The following is a 19544-nucleotide window of genomic DNA, read 5'->3' as shown; positions in this document are numbered from 1 at the left end:
TAACGTATGAAAAGTAATCTCTCTTTTATAAAAAACGTTGCTTTAAATTGTATGTCTAAGCTCATTGGCGTATTAAATATTAAGAAAGTAAAACACTTCATTGTGAATAAATATAATACTCTTCATAAAGAAATGACAGTGCTTCTTAAAAAATCTAAGAACCTGTTAAACACCAACATTGAAATCGGTTTATATCACTTTTATAAAGGTAGCATATCAGATGCAAAGTTACGATTTTGGTTAATTAGCATATTTTACCCCCATTTACCTATAGTCTGGTATAACATCGGAAGGTGTCATTTTGCGGTAGGGAATACTAACAAAGCTTATAATTATTTAACAAGGGCACTAAAATTAGATAATGACCACGAAGAGGCGTCTTACTATATAAAAAAAATGACAAACTCAGCGCCTATTACAGAATTGCCAAAAAACCTCATAAGACAATATTTTGATTACACAGGTGAATATTTTGTTGAGCATTGGTTGATTGCCAAACAATATAGAGGGCATGAACTTGTACACATGATAATTACAAAAATCTTCAACAACTCCACTTCTGAGCTCAATATACTCGACCTTGGTTGTGGAACTGGAATATGTGGTCATTTCTTGAAAATAAATAGTATTGGAAACCATATAACAGGAATTGACATTTCAAGTAGAATGCTAAATATCGCAAGAGGATGCTTTATAAAAGGTAAGCCTGTTTACAATGAATTAATACATATGGAAATGAAAGAGTTTCTTAAACAAGAGAAAAACCAGCAGTATGATGTAATTATCTTTGCTGAAGTGCTACATTATCTACATGACTTTCAAGAAGAATTGGAATTAGCAAAAAGATCTACGAGCAAAAAAGGGGTTATTGTATGTTTAATAAGAAGAAAGGAAGGTGAAGGTATTGACTTTGTAAATAAAGGAGACTATTTTCGTCACTCAGAAAGTTATGTTCAACATGTTGCAAAAGAAATAAATATGCAAATAAGTTATATGAGTTACTGTAAAATATATGGCAGTCAGGTTGACGGTATCTTGTTTGCATTACAGCATCAACAAGAAAATCCGAAAAACCTAACTTAAAAATCGCTCAAAATGACTTTTAAGTATCTATATATAATAAAAGAATAAAAGGAACTTTATGAATAACATTACCATTAATTACGCAAAGGACAGCAAATTAACCGACTTTGGAAAAGCAGTTCTATCAGACAGGTATTTAATAGAAAATGAAAGTTATCAAGACCTCTTTGCACGTATTGCTAATTACTATTCTGATAATAAAGAACATGCGCAGCGTCTTTATGACTACATGAGCAACTTGTGGTTCATGCCTTCAACACCAATACTCAGCAATGGTGGCACTAAGAGAGGGTTACCTATCTCTTGCTTTCTTAATGAAACCGAAGACAGCTTGCAGGGAATAGTTGATCTATGGAATGAAAATGTTTGGCTTGCTGCACGTGGAGGAGGCATAGGTAGTTATTGGGGAAATTTACGCTCAATAGGCGAAAGCGTAAAGGGTAGCGGCAAAACATCAGGAATTGTTCCATTTATTGTAGTGCAAAATGCTCTAACGCTTGCAATTAGTCAGGGATCCCTAAGGCGAGGAAGTTCAGCAGTCTACCTTCCTGTATCTCATCCGGAGATAGAAGAGTTTCTAGATTTACGCAAGCCAACAGGCGGTGACCCAAATCGCAAAGCGTTAAATATACATCATGCTGTAATAGTAACAGATAAATTTATGCAGGCTGTTGAGAATGATCAAGAATGGAATTTAATAAGCCCTCACAACAATAAGGTTATTTCAACTGTAAAAGCGCGGGATATATGGATCAAAATATTAACAGCAAGAGTTGAAACTGGAGAACCTTACATTATTTTCCTTGATGCAACAAATAACAATAAGCCAGAATCTTACAAAAAGCTCAACTTAGACATCAAGATGTCAAATCTATGCAGTGAAATAACTTTAACCACAGGTTATGATCACCTGAATAAGTCACGCACTGCTGTGTGTTGTCTATCATCCGTAAACCTTGAGTACTACGAAGAATGGAAAGACAATAAACTCTTCATAGAAGATATAATGCGCTTTCTTGATAATGTATTGGAAGATTTCATAAATAAAGCACCGAATGAAATGCAGCGAGCAAAATATTCTGCAGCCAGAGAACGCAGTATTGGTCTTGGTGTGATGGGCTTTCATTCATTTTTACAAAGCAAAATGGTTCCTTTTGAATCAGTAACAGCACAACAATGGAATAAAAAAATATTTAAGTATTTACGCGAGCAAGCAGATATAGTTTCTAAAAAATTAGCAGAAGAAAAGGGAGCATGTTCTGATGCCAAAGAAGTTGATCTAATGGAAAGGTTTACACACAAACTCGCTATTGCTCCTACTGCTTCGATCTCCATTATTGCAGGTAATACCTCTCCTGGAATAGAACCATATGCAGCAAACGTATTCATACAAAAGACACTTACAGGTTCATTTGTAGTGCGAAATAAATTCTTGCAAAAACTATTAGCAGAAAAAAATCAAGACAATGATAAAATATGGTCTTCAATTTCAACAAACGAGGGTTCCGTTCAGCATTTAGATTTTCTTAGTGAGCATGAAAAATTGACATTTAAAACAGCGTACGAGCTTGACCAAAGATGGATTATAGAACATGCAAGTGATAGAACTTCGTATATTTGTCAATCTCAATCAGTAAATCTGTTCTTACCTGCCAACGTACATAAACGTTACTTGCACAAAATACACATGCTTGCTTGGAAAAAAGGATTGAAGAGCTTATATTACTGCAGATCACAATCAATGCAGAGAGCCGATAAGGTCTCGCATGACATATTCAAAAAAAGTGAAATATTGCAACAAAAAACAGATATTGACTACGATGAATGTCTGTCATGCCAATAGCGGCCTTACTCAAAAAAAGTAGAGAGAAAGTTAAGCAAATGGGTAAATAGACTTCTTGCATAACCATATAACGCACTTTTATTGGGAATAGAAACGAAAAAACTTTCTTGACAAACTCCGCCAGCCCTCTTATCATAAAATTGAAGCTATTTATTTATCTTCTCTGTACAGATTAAATGACAAAAAAACTCACGTATCTGGCGTCTCATGTTTAATTTTTTGCACTATGTGCACCTTATGTCTTTATCAAACTTCTACCTACATAAGCTGAAACGCGCTTATAAAGCGTTTAAAACATAAAAAAACGCCAACTTAAAAAATGGATAGTGAATAACTAGCTACCCTAGGGTTTCTTTTGCCTTTTTTTCTGTTTAGTAAATTTCTTAAACATTTATAGCTAAGGTTAGTTGCATTTAAAAGCAGCTGAGTCGCGGTTATTAAGCGTTTAGAATAAAAAAACGCCATACTTGAAAGTATAATGTAAGTAATTAGCCAACTACGGGGCTTCTTTTGCCTTTTTTTTATTTGGTAAATTTCTTAAACATTTATGGCTAAACGACAATCGTCATCCCGCTACTTGTTAGCGGGATCTATTGCCGAGATACCGCGAATGAATCGCGGTATGACGGTTCGCGGTGGCATGACGATAAAGTTTATACCTCGTCATCCCGCTGCTTGTTAGCGGGATCTCTTGTTAGCGGCTGAGATACCGCGAATGAATCGCGGTATGACGGTTCGCGGTGGTATGACGGTTCGTGGCAGCATGAAGATAATCCCGCTACTTGTTAGCGGCTGAGATACTGCGGCGGTATGACGTAGATTGCTGTCATTCCGCTACTAGTTAGCGCCGCAGCGGTATGGTGTAGGAAAATTAGCTATATAGCTAACTTGTACCACGCGTTAAAGCTTTTAAACAGGTCTTGGTTTACTTACTCCATTATTTTCTTTATTATCAGATATCATTTTAAATAATATGGAGGAGCAAATTGTCAGCAATTGCCATTATTGATTTTGGTTCACAGTTTACACAGCTTATCGCAAGACAAGTAAGAGGAATGGGTGTTTATTGTGAGATATTTCCAAGCAACATCAGTTTTGAAACAATATCAAAATTCAATGGGTTTATTCTCTCTGGAGGACCACAATCTGTAAATGATGATTGTTCTGAAACAAGTAGAGTAGTACATGAAATTATAAAACTTAATGAGGCAACAAGCGTTCCTATACTTGGAATATGCTATGGACAGCAACTCATTTGTCATTATTTTGGAGCAAAAGTAAAAGAGAGTTTCAAACAGGAGTTTGGTAGAACTAAAATCAAGATACTAAAAGAATCCCCCATTGTAAAGGATACCTGGGATGTTAATTCTGAAGTGGATGTATTAATGAACCATGCGGACAGTGTTGATACTATACCACAGGGATTTACTGTTATCGCATCAGGTGTGATAAATCAAACAATTGCAATGATTGTCAACGAACAGCGGAAGATTTACTGTACTCAGTTCCATCCTGAGGTTAAGCCCACAACAAATGGCAGTAAATTGCTCTCTAACTTCTTGGATATTGCAAATTGCAAAAGAGACTGGACAATGAAGTCGTTTATTGAGGAGCAAAAGGAAAAAATCAAAAATGTAGTAGGAGAGAAAAAAGTAATCGCTGCAGTAAGTGGTGGGGTTGATTCAAGCGTTGCAGCGGCTCTCACACATAAAGCTATAGGAAAACAATTGAACTGTATTTTTATCGATACTGGGTTGTTACGCAAGAACCAAACCATCGCTATGTTGAAAGAGATTCCGATAAATTACGTTGATAAATCAAATTTATTTTTGAGTAGGTTGAAGGGAATAACTGATCCAGAAGAAAAGCGAAAAATTATCGGTAACACTTTTATTGAAGTGTTTGAAGAAGAAGCAAAAAAAATAGGTGATGTGGATTTTTTGATGCAAGGTACCATCTACTCTGATGTAGTTGAGTCAGGGCATGCCTCAGACAACACTAGTACAATTAAGTCTCACCATAATGTTGGTGGGTTGCCAGAAAAGATGAATCTGAAGTTAGTGGAGCCTTTACGTTACCTCTTTAAAGATGAGGTAAGGCTACTTGGAAAAGAAATTGGGCTTTCAGACGAGATAATATTTCAACATCCATTTCCTGGACCCGGACTTGCAGTGAGGATTATAAGTGAAGTCGATAAAGAAAAGGTGCAAATATTGCAAGAAGTAGATGAAATATATATTAATACGATGAAAAATTACGATCTATATGATAAGATATGGCAAGCTTTTGCTGTATTATTACCAATAAAAACTGTAGGCGTTATGGGAGATGGTCGTACGTATGGATATGTTTGTGCTTTAAGGGCTGTAACATCATCTGATGGTATGACAGCCGATGCATTTCCATTTGAAGATAAGGATCAACACTTGCTAGTATTTTGGGATTTTTTACGTAATGTCGGCAGTATAATTGTTAATAATGTTCCCGGAGTAAATAGAGTTGTTTATGATATCACTTCTAAACCACCCGCAACTATTGAGTGGGAGTAAATCAAAAAGATCCCGCTGCTTGTTAGCTGGATCTAGAGATACCGCGAATGAATCGCGGTATGACGGTTCGCGGCAACATGACGATAACCTCGTCATCCCGCTACGTGTTAGCGGGATCTAGAGATACCGCGAATGAATCGCGGTATGACAGTTCGCGGCAACATGACGACAACCTCGTCATCCCGCTGCTTGTTAGCGGCTGAGATACCGCGAATGAATCGCGGTATGACGGTTAATTTTCTTTATTTTGCTTATAATTTCCACAAGCAGTGCAAACATAAATGAAGAATACAAATATCCTTTTGGTAATTCTATATGAAATCCATGAAGTATGAGGTACACACCGACAAGTAAAACAAATAAAATGGCGATTATTTTTAACCCTGGGTTAGATTTGATTAACTGGGCGGTATAACTTGATAAAAACAGCATTGCTAGCATGGAAAATGTAAATGCTGTAGCAATTATTACCATGTTATAAGTTAGTGCTATAGCAGTTAATATCGAATCAACCGAAAAAACTAAATCTATTAATATAATTTGTAGCACAACTAAAAAAAATTTTGATTTAACGTTTGCTTTCTTTTTATTTTTCTTACATACAAAGATGTCATCCCGTAACTCCATAGAGCTCTTAACAATAAGGAATAATCCCCCTGCGATCATAAGTAAATCCCTTGCTGATGCAGTGTGAAATATAGGTTTTTGCATTGATAATATAGATGATGTAAAAAATAGTATTACAAAACGCATTAATAGTGCTAATCCAAGGCCCATAAGGCGCACTCTTTCTCTCAGCGCATTTGGTACCTTATCTATTGCTAGAGAAATAAAGATTAAATTGTCTACACTAAGTATAGTTTCAAGTAGTGTAAGTGTCAGTAAAGTCCAAGCATCAGTTAGCATTTTTGTTTCAAATTCGGTTCTTCTTACTCTACAATAGATGTGTAAAAATTAAGTGACTTCACTCAGAAGTTTTATAGCAGTTCTCCAGAAAAACAGGATATATAAAGTTCAGCAGCTTCTTCTATTTTCGTTTTTGAGCAAAATCAATAATAAGAGAGTTTCTTATTTTCATGCACGCAAATAAGATAAAGCCTTATTTTCATTTTTGACTTTATTTGAAAATAATATATACTATAAAAATAGTGTGCTCGGTTGAATGAATGTATATTAAAGGATCACCATCAGGCAAAGTATTCGCTGGTTATCAGGCATTTATACCAAGCCCCTTGCCACCAAAATTTGAATGGGACAATGATTTAGTTAATAGTCTTTAAACCCTTACTTTACTATAAGGAAAGTGGTTGAAAACTTAGGTGTCGTATTTACAACAGCCCAAAGAGCAATCGTAAAGCTTGAAGATTTAGGCATCGTTTCACAAACTTCTCAAGGAAAGAGAGATCGGGTTTATTGTGCAACTGATATTTTGAATATTCTAGAAGAACCAACTAAGATTACAGAGAACTTCGATAGCACATTGTAGCTATTGTGATGAATAAATTCAGCAAACAGCAAGCTTAAAGAGTCTGATCCAATGGACATGCTGAACAAAAAGTAAGGAGCTCCTTTTGGAGGATTATATTAACTTATTAATTAATTGCTTGACTTTTAGCAGGATTTATTATATTATTTATTAATGAGTAATGCAATCAAACCAAGGAGGATAGCATGATAAATAATTTGGATTCAATAATTCTTGGAATAAAAGATGGTGAAAAGGCGATTGAAGATTTAAGGGTTGTTCTTAAAAAAAGAAAAGAAGAAGTTATTACTACACAGACATTTAATTACGCTTTACGATGCCCAAAAACTACAAAGGAAGCGATAGTACACGAAATTCTGCTTCATTTTATACAAAATCCTGGCGAGCAATCACTAGAACAAGTGATACAATGCTTAGATAGAGCAATACAATCTGGGATATATGCAAAAAACAACCCAATAAGAAATCTAGATGAAGAATTTCGTACTCATATAAACTTTAAAGATGAAGAGGGAAATACATTACTACATCATGCAGTTATAGGTAATAAAACTGAAGAAATAACCACCCTTCTTGTTGCATATAGTGCAAATCCTTTGATACAAAACGCGGATAATAAAATTCCTTCAGATTTAGCTCAAGGAAAAACAAAAGAAGTGCTTATTAAAAGTATGAAAAAACAAGCTCATACGAAAAAAGAAAGCGCTATGATAGGCAGTTTAGTGCCTGGCATAATGATTGGTGGTTTTCTTGGTGTTGTACTTGGAGCTGGTGTGTATGTTGCAGTAAGTCTTTCTGGTGGTATGATACTAGGTGTAATGATAGCATCTTCTCTTGTTGCTAGTATAGCTGTTGGGCTGGCCATGTATTTTTTGAGTCAAGACTATGAACAGGCTAAAGCGATAGAAAAAACTATTAGCACTGTTAGCTCTGAAATATCTGTTGATGATACAACTGTCGCAAATGGTAAAAAGGGGCCACAACTTACATAGAAAAAGCTATAGTATTTTTCAAACTAAATAATAAACCTTGTAATTAGGATATTCTGGATTCCAGCGTCACGCGCTGGAATGACAACTGTGTTTTTGCTTTTTTGTCATCAAATACTCCTGCTCTTTATGTCATCCAAGTGTCCTGACTACTTGGATCCAAGAAATTTAATTGTTTTAAATTTTCCCCTCTATACACCTATTTAAAATTTATGTTATTCACATGTGCAATATAATCTATAATAACGTTTATCAATACAATATATTAAAAAATATTATGAGCTTCGTAAAAGAAAAAAACACCCCTGTGATGGAGCAGTATTTGAACCTGAAAGCTCAATACAAAGATCATCTGCTATTTTATAGGCTAGGAGATTTTTATGAATTGTTTTTCGATGATGCTATTAAAGCTGCGAAATTGCTGAATATAGTGCTAACCAAGAGAGGTAATTCGTGTGGGCAGGACATACCAATGTGTGGAGTGCCAGCACACAGTAGTGAATCTTACCTACACAAGCTAATAGATTTAGGATTCAAAGTAGCAATCTGTGACCAATTAGAAACTGCTGATGAAGCAAAAAAGAGGGGCTATAAATCCATAGTAAAACGTGATGTAGTGCGAGTTGTAACTCCAGGTACAATTATAGAAGATTCGCTATTAGAGGATAAAAGCAATAATTATCTCGCGTCCATAGTTGAACAAAATGACGAATATGCTATTAGTTGGCTTGAATTATCAACGGGAAAATTTTTTCACACTTTAACGAGTTTGAAAGCTCTAGATAGTGATTTGTTGCGTATATCACCAAGAGAATTATTAATTTCTGAAAAATTCACTGAGGATGAAAAAATTAGATCGGTTTTAAAAAATTATAAAATATCAATTACGCAACACGCACAGAGCTTTTTTGAGTATAGTAAATCTCACAGAACATTATGCGAGTTTTATAAAATCAGGGAACTTGGGAGTATAGGAAATTTCAGCAAAGTAGAAATCATGGCGTGTGGTGCACTGCTTGAATATGTCAGAGTAACACAAAGGGGCTCTATTCCAAGGCTTGAATTCCCAAAAACCTATAAGCAACAAAATTTCATGCTTATTGATGCTTCAGCAAGGAGAAATCTTGAGTTGTTTTCAACTCAATTTGGTGAAAAGAAAGGTTCACTAATTTCAGTTATTGATCATACAGTTACAGCTTCTGGTGGACGCCTGCTCAAACAAATGCTCGCTTCACCCCTTGCTTGCTCCAAGGCAATCAATTTGAGGCTCAGCACCGCTCAATTTTTTGTAAATAATCATGAGCCACGCAGAAAAATACGAGAGATATTATCTAACATTCCGGATATTGAAAGGTCTTTATCGCGCTTAATACTAGGGCGTGGTTCACCAAAGGATATGAACCTATTGAAAATAGGCCTAGGAAAGACTTTAGAATTGTCTGAGTTCCTGTCTACCTTGCATAATTATTGTTTAAGTGAAAAATCAGAAATTAACTCTCAGATGTCATTCCAGTGCTTGACCAAAGAAAAGGAACCAGTGTCTACTACTCAGGTGATAAGTAGTGACGAAAGTGAACTAAGCACAATACATAAAAGCCTTGGCAATCATAAAGACCTATTTGAACTGTTAAATAGTGCTATACTTGATAATAACCTCAGTTCCGTGAAAGAAGGAGGATTTATTCACTCAAAATACAACTCAGAATTATCCGAGTTATCTTATATATTGAACAATAGTAACAAGTTGGTAACCAAACTTCGTGAATCTTATCGCGACCTAACTGGCATTGCCGCACTCAAAATATTACACAACAATATACTCGGTTATTACGTTGAAGTGTCAGCAAATCACAAAATAACTTCGGATATATTTATTCATAGGCAAAGCTTAGCAAATAGCATGCGCTACACTACTAATGAATTGAAAGAACTAGAAAATAAAATTCTTACGGCACGTGATGCTGCAATCGGCTTAGAAATGAAAATTTTTAGTGAACTGTGTAGTGAAGTTGCTAAAGAGTCTGAAAAAATTGCTCTTGCTGCAAATGCTTTGGCAAAACTTGATATTAGAACCGCGTTTGCAGAGCTTGCAGTGCAAAATAATTACGTAAAACCCATTATTGATGACAGCAAAGAGTTCAATATCTGTAGCGGAAGACATCCAGTGGTTGAAGTTAACAATAAATTCATTGCAAATAGCATCAATTTAGCTGGTATACATCTAATTACTGGTCCTAATATGGCTGGAAAAAGCACTTTCTTGAGGCAAAACGCTCTTATTGCAGTTTTAGCTCACATGGGGTCATTTGTGCCAGCAGAGAGTGCGCATATTGGAGTGATTGACAAGATATTCAGCAGGGTTGGCGCAACGGATAATATAACAGCTGGTTATTCTACCTTCATGGTAGAGATGATCGAAACAGCAACGATAGTAAATCAGGCAACGGACCGTTCCTTGGTGATACTTGATGAAATTGGTAGGGGCACAGGGGTGTATGATGGATTATCTATTGCACAGGCGGTGATTGAACATATTCACAATGTAAATAAGTGCCGCGCCATTTTTGCAACTCATTATCATGAATTAACTAAAGTAAGCAAATACTTGAAGAACGTGAAATGTTTTTGTGTAAAAATAAGAGAGTGGAACGGAGAGGTTATCTTTCTACATGAAGTAATTGAAGGCATTGCAGATGAGTCATATGGAATACATGTAGCAAAACTTGCTGGTTTTCCTGATTCTGTTTTAAATAGAGCAAGTGAGGTATTTGAGGAGCTGAAGGCTTGAATCATTATTATAAGTGAAGAATTACCTATACAATCGTGGTAGTAGCTATAGAAACGAAAAACTTACTTGACACCCTTCGCCAGCGCCCTTATCATGATAGTGAAGCTATTGTATTTGCTTTCGCCAATCTGCAGATTAAAAGGTAAGGATTACTTAATGTATCGGCGTCTTATGTTCAATTTTTTGCAGTATATAGATACTGTATGTCTTTACAAAACTTCATCTACATCTAGATTTTTATCTAAATAAGCTGAACGCGCTTATAAAGCGTTACAAGACATCAAAAAATGCCAATACTCGACAGAGATAGTAAAAGACTAGCTAACTCGGGGATTCTTTGTCTTTTTTTCTGCTTGGTAAATTTCTTAAACATTTGCAGCGTAAGTTAGTTGCAATTAAAAGCGGCTGAATCTCGCTTGTCAAGCGTTTAAAACATAAAAAACGCCAATATTTTAAAGCGGATAATAACCCCAGGGCTTCTTTTGCCTTTTTTTTCATTTGGTAAATTTCTTAATGTTTGTGGCTAACATGAACAAACATTTGAGAGTAACTTCCGCTAGTAGGGTGTCATCCCAGTGTCTGGGCACTGGGATGACAAAAAAAGGAGGCTACTCGGATGACAGCTAGCCTGACAACCGTCATCCCGCTGCTTGTTAGCGGGATCTCTTGTTAGCGCCGCGGCGGTATGACGTAGAATTTTACACTCACCAATTCAGTGTCCAATCTGGATTCCAAACTGGAATGACACCCTTTTGGATGGAAACCAGTGTCAGGACACTGGGATGACAAGAAAGAGGCTACTTGGATGATACCTATAGCCCTGTCATTCCAGCGCGTGACGCTGGAATCTAGTTCTTATTATATATCCAGAGATTTACTATATTAGTAATATCAAACTAGATCAATTCTTGCTACTTCAATTTTTCTTTCAGTTAATTCCTGCCTGGCACGTTAAGTCTAGCCTTTTATAAATGAACCAGAATTATAATTTATCTTTTAAAAATCTCAAATGTAATAAATTTATGTTTTAAAGGATTTGATATATCAAATTTTATTGTATTTACTTTCTCATCAAAAACTATAGTATTCTCATCTATGTGATATCTGTCTATTTGATATGCTAGTGAAAATGCGTCAAGCTTATCAGAAGTTGGAGGAGATTTATATACCACTACATTTAAAGTTTCTAAGTCTAAGTTCACTCTAACAGTCACAACACCTTGTTCAAACGAACTTTCAAACAAACCTTGAATAGATTCACCATGCATACATGGCGGGTCCATTCTTACAGCAGATATACATCGATTATATATTGCATCCCCTGAACCGTTGTGCATGCACATCGTAAAATCTTTACTTCCTTGAAAAAGGTCTATAAAATCTACCATAACACTTCACCACTACATAACAAACACTTTATAATATTATAAGTAACTAGCAAGCTCCATTACTAATTTCGTAGTGACTCTAATTGCAAAATTTAATATAAGTAGTAAAATAGAACCACTGAATAAAAAACATATGTTAATTAATACAACGTCGGAGCTGGAGGACATATGTGAGGGGTTGATAGCAAAAAAGCCAAAATTTATAGCAGTTGACACGGAGTTCATTAGAAATAATTTAATCTACTACCCAAAATTATCGTTAATTCAAATTTCTTACGGAGAGAAGAGTTTTATTGTAGACGCATTAGTGCCAGAAATTGATTTATCATTCATTAAGAAAATAATGCTAAATCAGGGGATAACCAAAGTGTTTCATAGCTGCCGGCAGGATATAGAATCCTTACTCACTGTGTTTAAATGTATTCCCACTCCCATTTTTGATACCCAAGTTGCTGCTATGTTTTGTCATTATTATCATGACTTTATTGGTTACTCAAAAGTAGTGGAGCAATATCAAGGAATAGCACTGGATAAAATTAAAGCTAAAAATTCAGATTGGTTAAGGCGTCCGTTGTCCGAAGATCAGTTAGATTATGCAGTAAACGACGTGGTACACCTATATGACCTATACCAAATATTGTGCAATAAACTTGAAGAAAATAATAGGATGGGTTGGTTTCAAGAAGAGATGGAATCAATAGTTGATATAAATAAGTATTTACATAGCCCAAAAGATGCATGGAAGAGGATTAAATTTAATTATGAAGTAAATCCAAGATTGATACTAACTGTTAAAGCAGTTAGTGAGTGGCAAGAAACCTTAGCACAGCGCTATAATATGAACCGTAATAAAATAATCAATAATGCTGTAATAGCTGATTTTATTGAAAAAAATGTAGAGCATGTTGATGAGATTTTAGATGATCTCAAGAGGAATACAAAAAATATAAAAGATGCGGATTTACTAGAGTTTGTGAATATTTTTAATGAAAATGAGAGAAATTGGATGCAGCAAAACAACACCTTATCGAGTAATTATGACAAATCTGTACTTGATATACTCTCAATTATTTTAGATAGTAAATGTAAAGAAAGTAACATATCAAGGAAATTAGTTTCTTCAAAAGATGAGTTAACCGGGTCAATATCTGGACAGACAGATAAATTATTCAAGGGATGGAGATATGATTTTTTTGGCAGGTCAGTTGAATCATTTTTGAACACAAGCTCAAAATTTGAGATTTCAGCAGTGAAATCCGCAAATAATATAACCAAAATTCAGAGTAATTTAGTGGAGAATAACTGTTGCTAAAGTAACTTAGATTTATCGACAATCGTCATCCCACTACGTGTTAGTGGCTAAGAGATACCGCGGCGGTATGACGGTTAAGTAGGGTGTCATCCCAGTGCCTTGACTACTTCGATCCAGGAAAATTGATTGTAAACGAGCAAACATTTTCGATAAAATTACCAAAAAGCTAGATCCCAGACTGGGATGACACCACCTACAAATTGCAATGTTCGTATAGTTATGTGCTTGACACTGGGATCTAGAAAATCTAGTTAATATATATAGAGAAACCTTAGCTATAGTTTCAAAAGAAGTCGAATGTATTTTGTTATATGATTATAAGTCTAACAGGCGGAATTGGGGTAGGAAAGAGCTTTGTAGCTAATTGCTTTCAAGAGTTTGGTGCTGTTGTATTTGATGCTGATTCTGTTGTACACCAACTTTATAAAGTGGATAAAAGCATAATAAGTTATGCAGAGAAAAATTTTCCTGGAGTGGTAGTAAATGGTGAAATAGATAGAACAGTACTGTCTAAATATTTCTTAGCCTACGATGAAAATTGGAAACAATTTCAATCTTTGGTTCACTCTGCTGTGCTGCGTGAATTAGAATTTTTTATTGCCAAGGAAAAAAAGATCGATAGAAAACTTTTAGTTTTAGATGTGCCACTTCTATTAGAAACAAAATTTTATTTATATTGCGACCTTATTGTTTTTGTTCATGCAGATAGCGTTGTGCAAGCTCAAAGACTTAACGAACGCAACATAGATAAAGAAAAGCTTAATCTAATCTCCGATGTTCAGTTATCTATTGAGGAGAAAAGGAAGATGAGTGACTTTATTATCGATACCAGTGTAAGCAAAGAGTATGTTTTTTCTCAAGTAAAAGATATAGTGGATTCATTAAACCTAAACACGTAGCTCTACGTCATACCGCCGCGGTATCTCTAGATCCCGCTAACAAGCAGCGGGATGACGGTTGTCAGGATCCCAGCAGCCTCCCTCCCCTATCATCCAAGTAGCCCCCTATGGTGTCATCCCAGTGCCCAGACACTGGGATCCAGGAAAATTGATTGTGCACTATAGCAACATTTTTGATCAAAAACTGGATTCCAGTGTCAAGCACTGGAATGACACCCTTTCGATGGGAACTGCTCTCAAACTACAACAGCATGAGTAGCTACAGAAGCTTTAATGATACAAGAAAAAATAAACAGCTATCATTTTTTTAGTAATTAAGTAAAATAGAGTGAAAGATTGCGAGGAAGTTTTGAAAAATAAGATAAAAAAGATAGTAATTTCAGGAAAGGAAGTGTGGCCAATCATCGAGGGCGGCAAAGGCATTGCAGTTAGTGATGGAAGATCAAGCGGAGCATTTGCTGCAGCAGATGCTGTGGGTACATTTTCTGGTGCAAATGCTAAGCTTATTGATGATAATGGCGAGTTAGTGCCACTAATTTATAAAGGCAAAACAAGAAATGAAAAGCATAGTGAATTGATTGAGTATAGTATTGAAGCTGGAATTAGTCAGGCAAGAATAGCAAATGAAATATCAAAAGGTCATGGAAGAATACACATGAATGTACTTTGGGAGATGGGAGCAGCAGAACGCGTGCTTCATGGCATATTAGAAGGAGCGAAAGGTTTGATTCATGGTATTACCTGCGGTGCTGGTATGCCTTATAGGCTTGGAGAAATTGCAGCTAAATATCAGGTTTATTATTACCCTATTATCTCATCGGTGCGTGCTTTTAAAGCATTATGGAAGCGTGCTTACCAAAGAATATCTTCCTATTTGCTTGGTGGAGTAGTGTATGAAGATCCATGGCTTGCTGGAGGGCACAATGGACTGAGTAACAGTGAAGACCCAGAGCTACCACAGGCTCCATTTGAAAGAGTTGCAGAGCTTAGATCTTTCATGAACGAGATCGGTCTTTCAGAAACACCAATTGTTATGGCAGGAGGAGTGTGGCATTTGAAAGATTGGGAACATTGGTTTGACAATCTGCAAATTGGACCAATAGCTTTTCAGTTTGGCACTCGTCCACTTTTGACGAAAGAAAGCCCAATTTCTGCAGAGTGGAAAAAGAAGCTACTCACTTTAGAAGAAGGTGATGTATTTTTAAATAAATTCAGTCCAACAGGGTTTTATTCATCTGCGGTGAGGAATAATTTTATACGTGAGTTACAGGAACGAAAATTACATCAAGTAAATTTTTCAGAAAATGCCAGCGAGGAATTCAATAGTGAATTTGCAATGGGTAGCAGAGGTAGGAAGATCTACCTTACTGCAAAAGACAAAGAGCTGGCAAATACATGGACTAAAGCAGGGTACACAGAAGCAATGAAAACCCCAGATTCAACTGTTATTTTTGTGACGCCAGATAAATTTAAACAAATAAGAGAAGATCAAATCAATTGTATGGGATGTTTGAGCCATTGTTTGTTTAGCAATTGGAAAGATCATGGTGACCATTCAACAGGACGAAAGCCAGATCCGCGTAGTTTTTGCATACAAAAAACACTGCAAAACGTTATACACGATGGTGATATTGAGAACGAACTCATGTTTTCCGGGCACAATGTGTACAAATTTAAGCAAGATCCATTTTATGAGAATGGCTACGTACCGGCAGTAAAAGAACTGGTGGAAAGGATATTGACTGGGTATTGAGTCAGTGACCTTACCCAGAAAAAGTGGAGAGAAAGTGTGGAATGTTTTTTACAAAAAGAATGATGCATCAAATTGTTCTGGAATGCAATAGTTAATAGTGACGTTGTTTGTTATAAAAAATTTCTATGTATTCAAATATTGCAGTTCTAGTGTGTTGAGCAGAGTGTTGTGAAGTATCAATAAGTATTTCTCTTTTCAATGAGCTAAAGAAGCTTTCTGCAACAGAATTGTCGTAACAACAGCCTTTATTACTCATCTATATTCTTTACAGCTAAGAGATATTGATACCCTTGCGCAGTATATTGTGAACCTTGGTCACTGTGCAGCAGTAGATTTTTAACAGGTTTACGCCTATTAATGGCCATTAATAAAGAGTTCATAACCAATTGTTTATTTATTGCACTACTCATTAACTACCATACGTGAGAATTATTGCTGCCAAATATAGCCATCCCTCCTTGGTTTTGATGTAAGTAATCCCATACTTTATTTGGTTGATCAACAATAAAGTTTTGATCTAGTATATTGGGAGCTACAGCTCTATTATCTGTTTGTTGTTTTTTAATTTTAAACTTTCTTCTCAGTATAGCCCTGATGTCATTTTTCTGCATAATACTTTGCACCGTTTTCAAATTGCAACTTTTACCCAAAGCCTTCAATTCAGCATGAATTTTAGGAGCTCCATATCTACATTTAGAAACTTGATATATTTTTTGAATAGCTTCGAGTAGCTCTTTATTTGCTGATTCTCTACTGCTTATTTTTCTTGTGGTCCACTTATAGTAGCCACTAGCAGAAAATCCTACATAATTCCTGTACTTTATAGCAGTTACTATATAAAAAAATATTTTACTCTTTTTGACTGGCCAGGGCTTTTTTTTAAATGTCTCTTTCCCTTGTTACTCTTGCTTTGTAAATCAAACCTCTCTTTGTCGTAAGGAGCCATGTTACCTCTACCTGGAAATGCATCTGCTGCCGACTTTTTTTCGTTGTGTTTCTTTATCCATTTTCCTAATAAACCACCCTTTATTCCTAAATCTCTTGCTATTTTTGTAATTGTTTGACCTGCCTTTCTTTGTTCATTTGCCAGCTTAACAGCTTCCAATTTGAATTCTGCCGTATATTCTCTTACCATTTCTAATCCTCCAAAATTTTATTTTACCCAAAAAAACTCTTTTCTTTCTCTCCACTTTTTCTGGGTAAGGTCAGTTTACTGGCCTCTCCATGAGTGAGATTGAAAAATTAAGTGGAAATCTGTGAACGGTTACCTTGGATGACAGAAAAGAGTGTTGGAAGGAGGCAATATTAAAAACTTAATTTCAGTCCAGCCAAGAACACATAACCAGAGTTGTTATTTTCTATTTTAGGTTCTTTGGTACTAAATTTTACAATATCGAAATAGTATGAAGTACCTAAAAAAAGAGAATTTTCAAGGCTTAAAGCATATGATGTTAACTCGTTTGTACCTTCGCCTGCAATATCCCTACCACTACTAAAATATGTTAAGCTCGATTTGTAAGAATCAGAACGGTAAGCGATACCTGCATTTATATAATACGTATTATTTGTTTCAGGATTATGCTTCTCACCAGATTTACCGCCATTACCATACGAAAAAATGCAATCAAGATCGAACAATTTTAGCTTCAAACCAAAATTCCAGTGTAGTAATTGATTACGACATTTATAACCTTCAGGAGTTCCATCTGAGCAACCAGTTAAATTTTCTCTTGCAAATTCACCAGTCAAAGCAGTAGTAAAACCTATATCATCTGACAAGCTGTTTTTATAGGAAAGGCCAGCAGCAATTAGATTGCTGTACTGTAAGTTATTTTTTCCTGGGACATAACTGAACCCGAGTTGAAAGTTATAGATTTCAGGGGAGATGTAGTTAATTGATGATTGTCTTAACCCTAGTTCTAGCCCATTATAATCGCTATAAATGTTGGGTTTTACCCAAAAAGTCTTGTCTTTATCATATCCAGGGTCATTATCTTTGTTTTTGTTACCACGCAAATTTGCATAGTTTGTCCAATGACCATTTATTCCCCCAGCAGCTGCATAAATTTTTGAAGTGTTAATTAACATGCTCTGACTAACTAAACTTCTTTTACCATATTCAACTGATCCAAGTTCCTGGTTTTTTATGATAAAATACCATTCCTCCATGTCTAACTTTTCTATGTCTAACGCTTTTAGGTTTGCAATACCAGAAACCCCTGCCTTAACATTAACCCCCATTTGAGTATTTGGATAAACTTGCTGTAGATAAAGAAAGCGCAAGTATGAATAACTTGAAGTTTTATCCTTAGCCTTAGCATTGAAAGAATCTCTGTTGAAGGCGTAGCCGAATCTCAAATCTATTTTTCCGTCTAGCTCTACATAAAATATTTCCTTATCCAAAATTGTTCTAGAGCTAGCACTATTCTGTGAAAATAATAACGAAAGCAGTGCTATCAGGTAGTACCTTAACTTCATAAATAAACTTAAATTTTTGTAAAAATTTAAGTTTAAACTCAATATAAATAAAAAACAACTTTTCAGAAGGCACCGCTGGTAGATTTTGCTGCCTGTTTTTGAGCTATATTCCCATAAATTATTGATACACTTGGTAATTTTCGCTTTAATAACTGCTTATTAATGGCAGAATGTATACGATTAATTATTTTAGATGTACTTTTTACATCGCAGTTAATCAAAACAAAAAGCACTTTATTCTCATCAATATACCCTAGAAAATCATCACTACGGCAATTTTTATAAAAATGTTCTATGACAACTTTCAGTGCATTATTTGTCTCACTACAGCTACTATTTAAGCCAATCACTCCTATAGCTGCATTAATTTGATGTTGAAAGGCAAAATTTAATATAACGTATAACTCTAGAATAGTGGACTCATTGCCCGGTATATCGAATAAGTCATGGTTTTTATATTTTTACCCATTAGATATTTATCTCTAAAGATTCCTAGTTTATGGGACAAACTGATATCACGTATTAATAGCTCATAATTTATTTTATTACTGGCAAATTGTGCAGTGCGGAAAACTTTTACTTTTGTCCTGATATCTTCTCCTTTAGCATCAGTTAAGGAAAAATCTATCACTTTAGGTAATATATCAAGTAAATCGTGCCCATTTTCGGTATACTCTAAATAATTCTTCATGTCGTCAGCTGCTCTTGCACTTAAAATATTGATTAACGGCTTATTAAGTAAATTCCCTTCCTCGTATTTTAACAAATTCCTTGCGGCTTGATTGAGCCCTAAAATTAACACGTTTTTTTTCTTATTATCCTGACAAACAGATACCACAGCATCATCTTTTCTTCTTGCAATTATGAAATCATCCATACTTTCATTCTATACAGCGTATTTATAAGTATAATAAGATTATATTAAAATTTACTTACTTATTGATATGCTTAATTAGGTATAGACAAAATGTCATAT

The 19544-nt window shown here is 35.3% G+C and carries 15 protein-coding genes and 1 pseudogene; 10 read left to right on the top strand and 6 right to left on the bottom strand.

The features are described 5' to 3' along the window. Nucleotides 1-6: 6 nt before the first annotated feature. The 3 genes from EA652_RS00915 to guaA all read left to right on the top strand — a co-directional run bounded on the left by EA652_RS00915 (nucleotide 7) and on the right by guaA (nucleotide 5475). Nucleotides 7-1083, top strand: coding sequence for a methyltransferase domain-containing protein (locus tag EA652_RS00915; protein ID WP_012673083.1), 1077 nt, complete (start codon nucleotides 7-9; stop codon nucleotides 1081-1083). Nucleotides 1084-1141: 58 nt separating this feature from the next. After that, nucleotides 1142-2926 (top strand): ribonucleoside-diphosphate reductase subunit alpha, encoded by a 1785-nt coding sequence (locus EA652_RS00910; RefSeq protein WP_006280151.1) that lies wholly within the window; start codon nucleotides 1142-1144, stop codon nucleotides 2924-2926. 986 nt (nucleotides 2927-3912) lie between these two features. Continuing rightward, a complete protein-coding gene (guaA, locus tag EA652_RS00905) occupies nucleotides 3913-5475 on the top strand; it encodes a glutamine-hydrolyzing GMP synthase (protein ID WP_010962427.1) in 1563 nt (520 codons plus the stop codon). 192 nt (nucleotides 5476-5667) lie between these two features. Here guaA and EA652_RS00900 read toward each other — a convergent pair whose 3' ends face one another. Beyond that, nucleotides 5668-6381 (bottom strand): TerC family protein, encoded by a 714-nt coding sequence (locus EA652_RS00900; protein ID WP_012673082.1) that lies wholly within the window; start codon nucleotides 6379-6381, stop codon nucleotides 5668-5670. A 397-nt stretch (nucleotides 6382-6778) separates the two neighbouring features. Here EA652_RS00900 and EA652_RS00895 point away from each other — a divergent pair, with 397 nt between their 5' ends. From EA652_RS00895 to mutS, 3 genes are all read left to right on the top strand, one after another. Next, complete coding sequence (locus EA652_RS00895; RefSeq protein ID WP_006279522.1) at nucleotides 6779-6961, top strand: hypothetical protein; 183 nt, start codon at nucleotides 6779-6781, stop codon at nucleotides 6959-6961. A 185-nt stretch (nucleotides 6962-7146) separates the two neighbouring features. Continuing rightward, entirely contained in the window at nucleotides 7147-7953 is an 807-nt protein-coding gene (locus EA652_RS00890) for an ankyrin repeat domain-containing protein (protein WP_006280279.1), read from the top strand. 274 nt (nucleotides 7954-8227) lie between these two features. Continuing rightward, the gene (gene mutS, locus EA652_RS00885) at nucleotides 8228-10738 is read left to right on the top strand and encodes a DNA mismatch repair protein MutS (RefSeq protein WP_039963806.1); all 2511 of its coding nucleotides are present in this window, start codon (nucleotides 8228-8230) and stop codon (nucleotides 10736-10738) included. 989 nt (nucleotides 10739-11727) lie between these two features. Here mutS and EA652_RS00880 read toward each other — a convergent pair. Further along, the gene (locus EA652_RS00880) at nucleotides 11728-12126 is read right to left on the bottom strand and encodes a hypothetical protein (protein WP_007548550.1); all 399 of its coding nucleotides are present in this window, start codon (nucleotides 12124-12126) and stop codon (nucleotides 11728-11730) included. A 133-nt stretch (nucleotides 12127-12259) separates the two neighbouring features. Between EA652_RS00880 and EA652_RS00875 the strand changes: the two genes are divergently transcribed. The 4 genes from EA652_RS00875 to EA652_RS00865 all read left to right on the top strand — a co-directional run bounded on the left by EA652_RS00875 (nucleotide 12260) and on the right by EA652_RS00865 (nucleotide 16090). Next, nucleotides 12260-13438, top strand: a complete 1179-nt coding sequence (locus tag EA652_RS00875) for a ribonuclease D (protein ID WP_006279667.1) — start codon at nucleotides 12260-12262, stop codon at nucleotides 13436-13438. Between the two features lie 311 nt (nucleotides 13439-13749). After that, nucleotides 13750-14337, top strand: coding sequence for a dephospho-CoA kinase (gene coaE, locus EA652_RS00870; RefSeq protein WP_006280338.1), 588 nt, complete (start codon nucleotides 13750-13752; stop codon nucleotides 14335-14337). A gap of 58 nt (nucleotides 14338-14395) precedes the next feature. After that, nucleotides 14396-14596, top strand: a complete 201-nt coding sequence (locus tag EA652_RS06865; protein ID WP_167494746.1) for a hypothetical protein — start codon at nucleotides 14396-14398, stop codon at nucleotides 14594-14596. A gap of 90 nt (nucleotides 14597-14686) precedes the next feature. Beyond that, nucleotides 14687-16090 (top strand): NAD(P)H-dependent flavin oxidoreductase, encoded by a 1404-nt coding sequence (locus EA652_RS00865; RefSeq protein WP_012673080.1) that lies wholly within the window; start codon nucleotides 14687-14689, stop codon nucleotides 16088-16090. A 48-nt stretch (nucleotides 16091-16138) separates the two neighbouring features. Here EA652_RS00865 and EA652_RS07585 read toward each other — a convergent pair. The 4 genes and pseudogenes from EA652_RS07585 to EA652_RS07085 form a co-directional block, all read right to left on the bottom strand. Further along, nucleotides 16139-17225 (bottom strand): annotated as a pseudogene (locus tag EA652_RS07585) (IS3 family transposase). 170 nt (nucleotides 17226-17395) lie between these two features. After that, a complete protein-coding gene (locus EA652_RS00845; protein ID WP_012673079.1) occupies nucleotides 17396-18568 on the bottom strand; it encodes a porin in 1173 nt (390 codons plus the stop codon). Between the two features lie 62 nt (nucleotides 18569-18630). Then, nucleotides 18631-18918, bottom strand: coding sequence for a hypothetical protein (locus EA652_RS07090; RefSeq protein ID WP_007548345.1), 288 nt, complete (start codon nucleotides 18916-18918; stop codon nucleotides 18631-18633). A gap of 56 nt (nucleotides 18919-18974) precedes the next feature. Further along, a complete protein-coding gene (locus EA652_RS07085) occupies nucleotides 18975-19445 on the bottom strand; it encodes a hypothetical protein (RefSeq protein ID WP_007548346.1) in 471 nt (156 codons plus the stop codon). Nucleotides 19446-19544: the final 99 nt, after the last annotated feature.

The organism is Wolbachia endosymbiont of Drosophila ananassae (genome assembly GCF_008033215.1).
GTDB lineage: Bacteria > Pseudomonadota > Alphaproteobacteria > Rickettsiales > Anaplasmataceae > Wolbachia > Wolbachia pipientis.
Note: the sequence above shows the minus strand (reverse complement) of the source record. Positions and strands in the feature narration are given on the sequence as shown.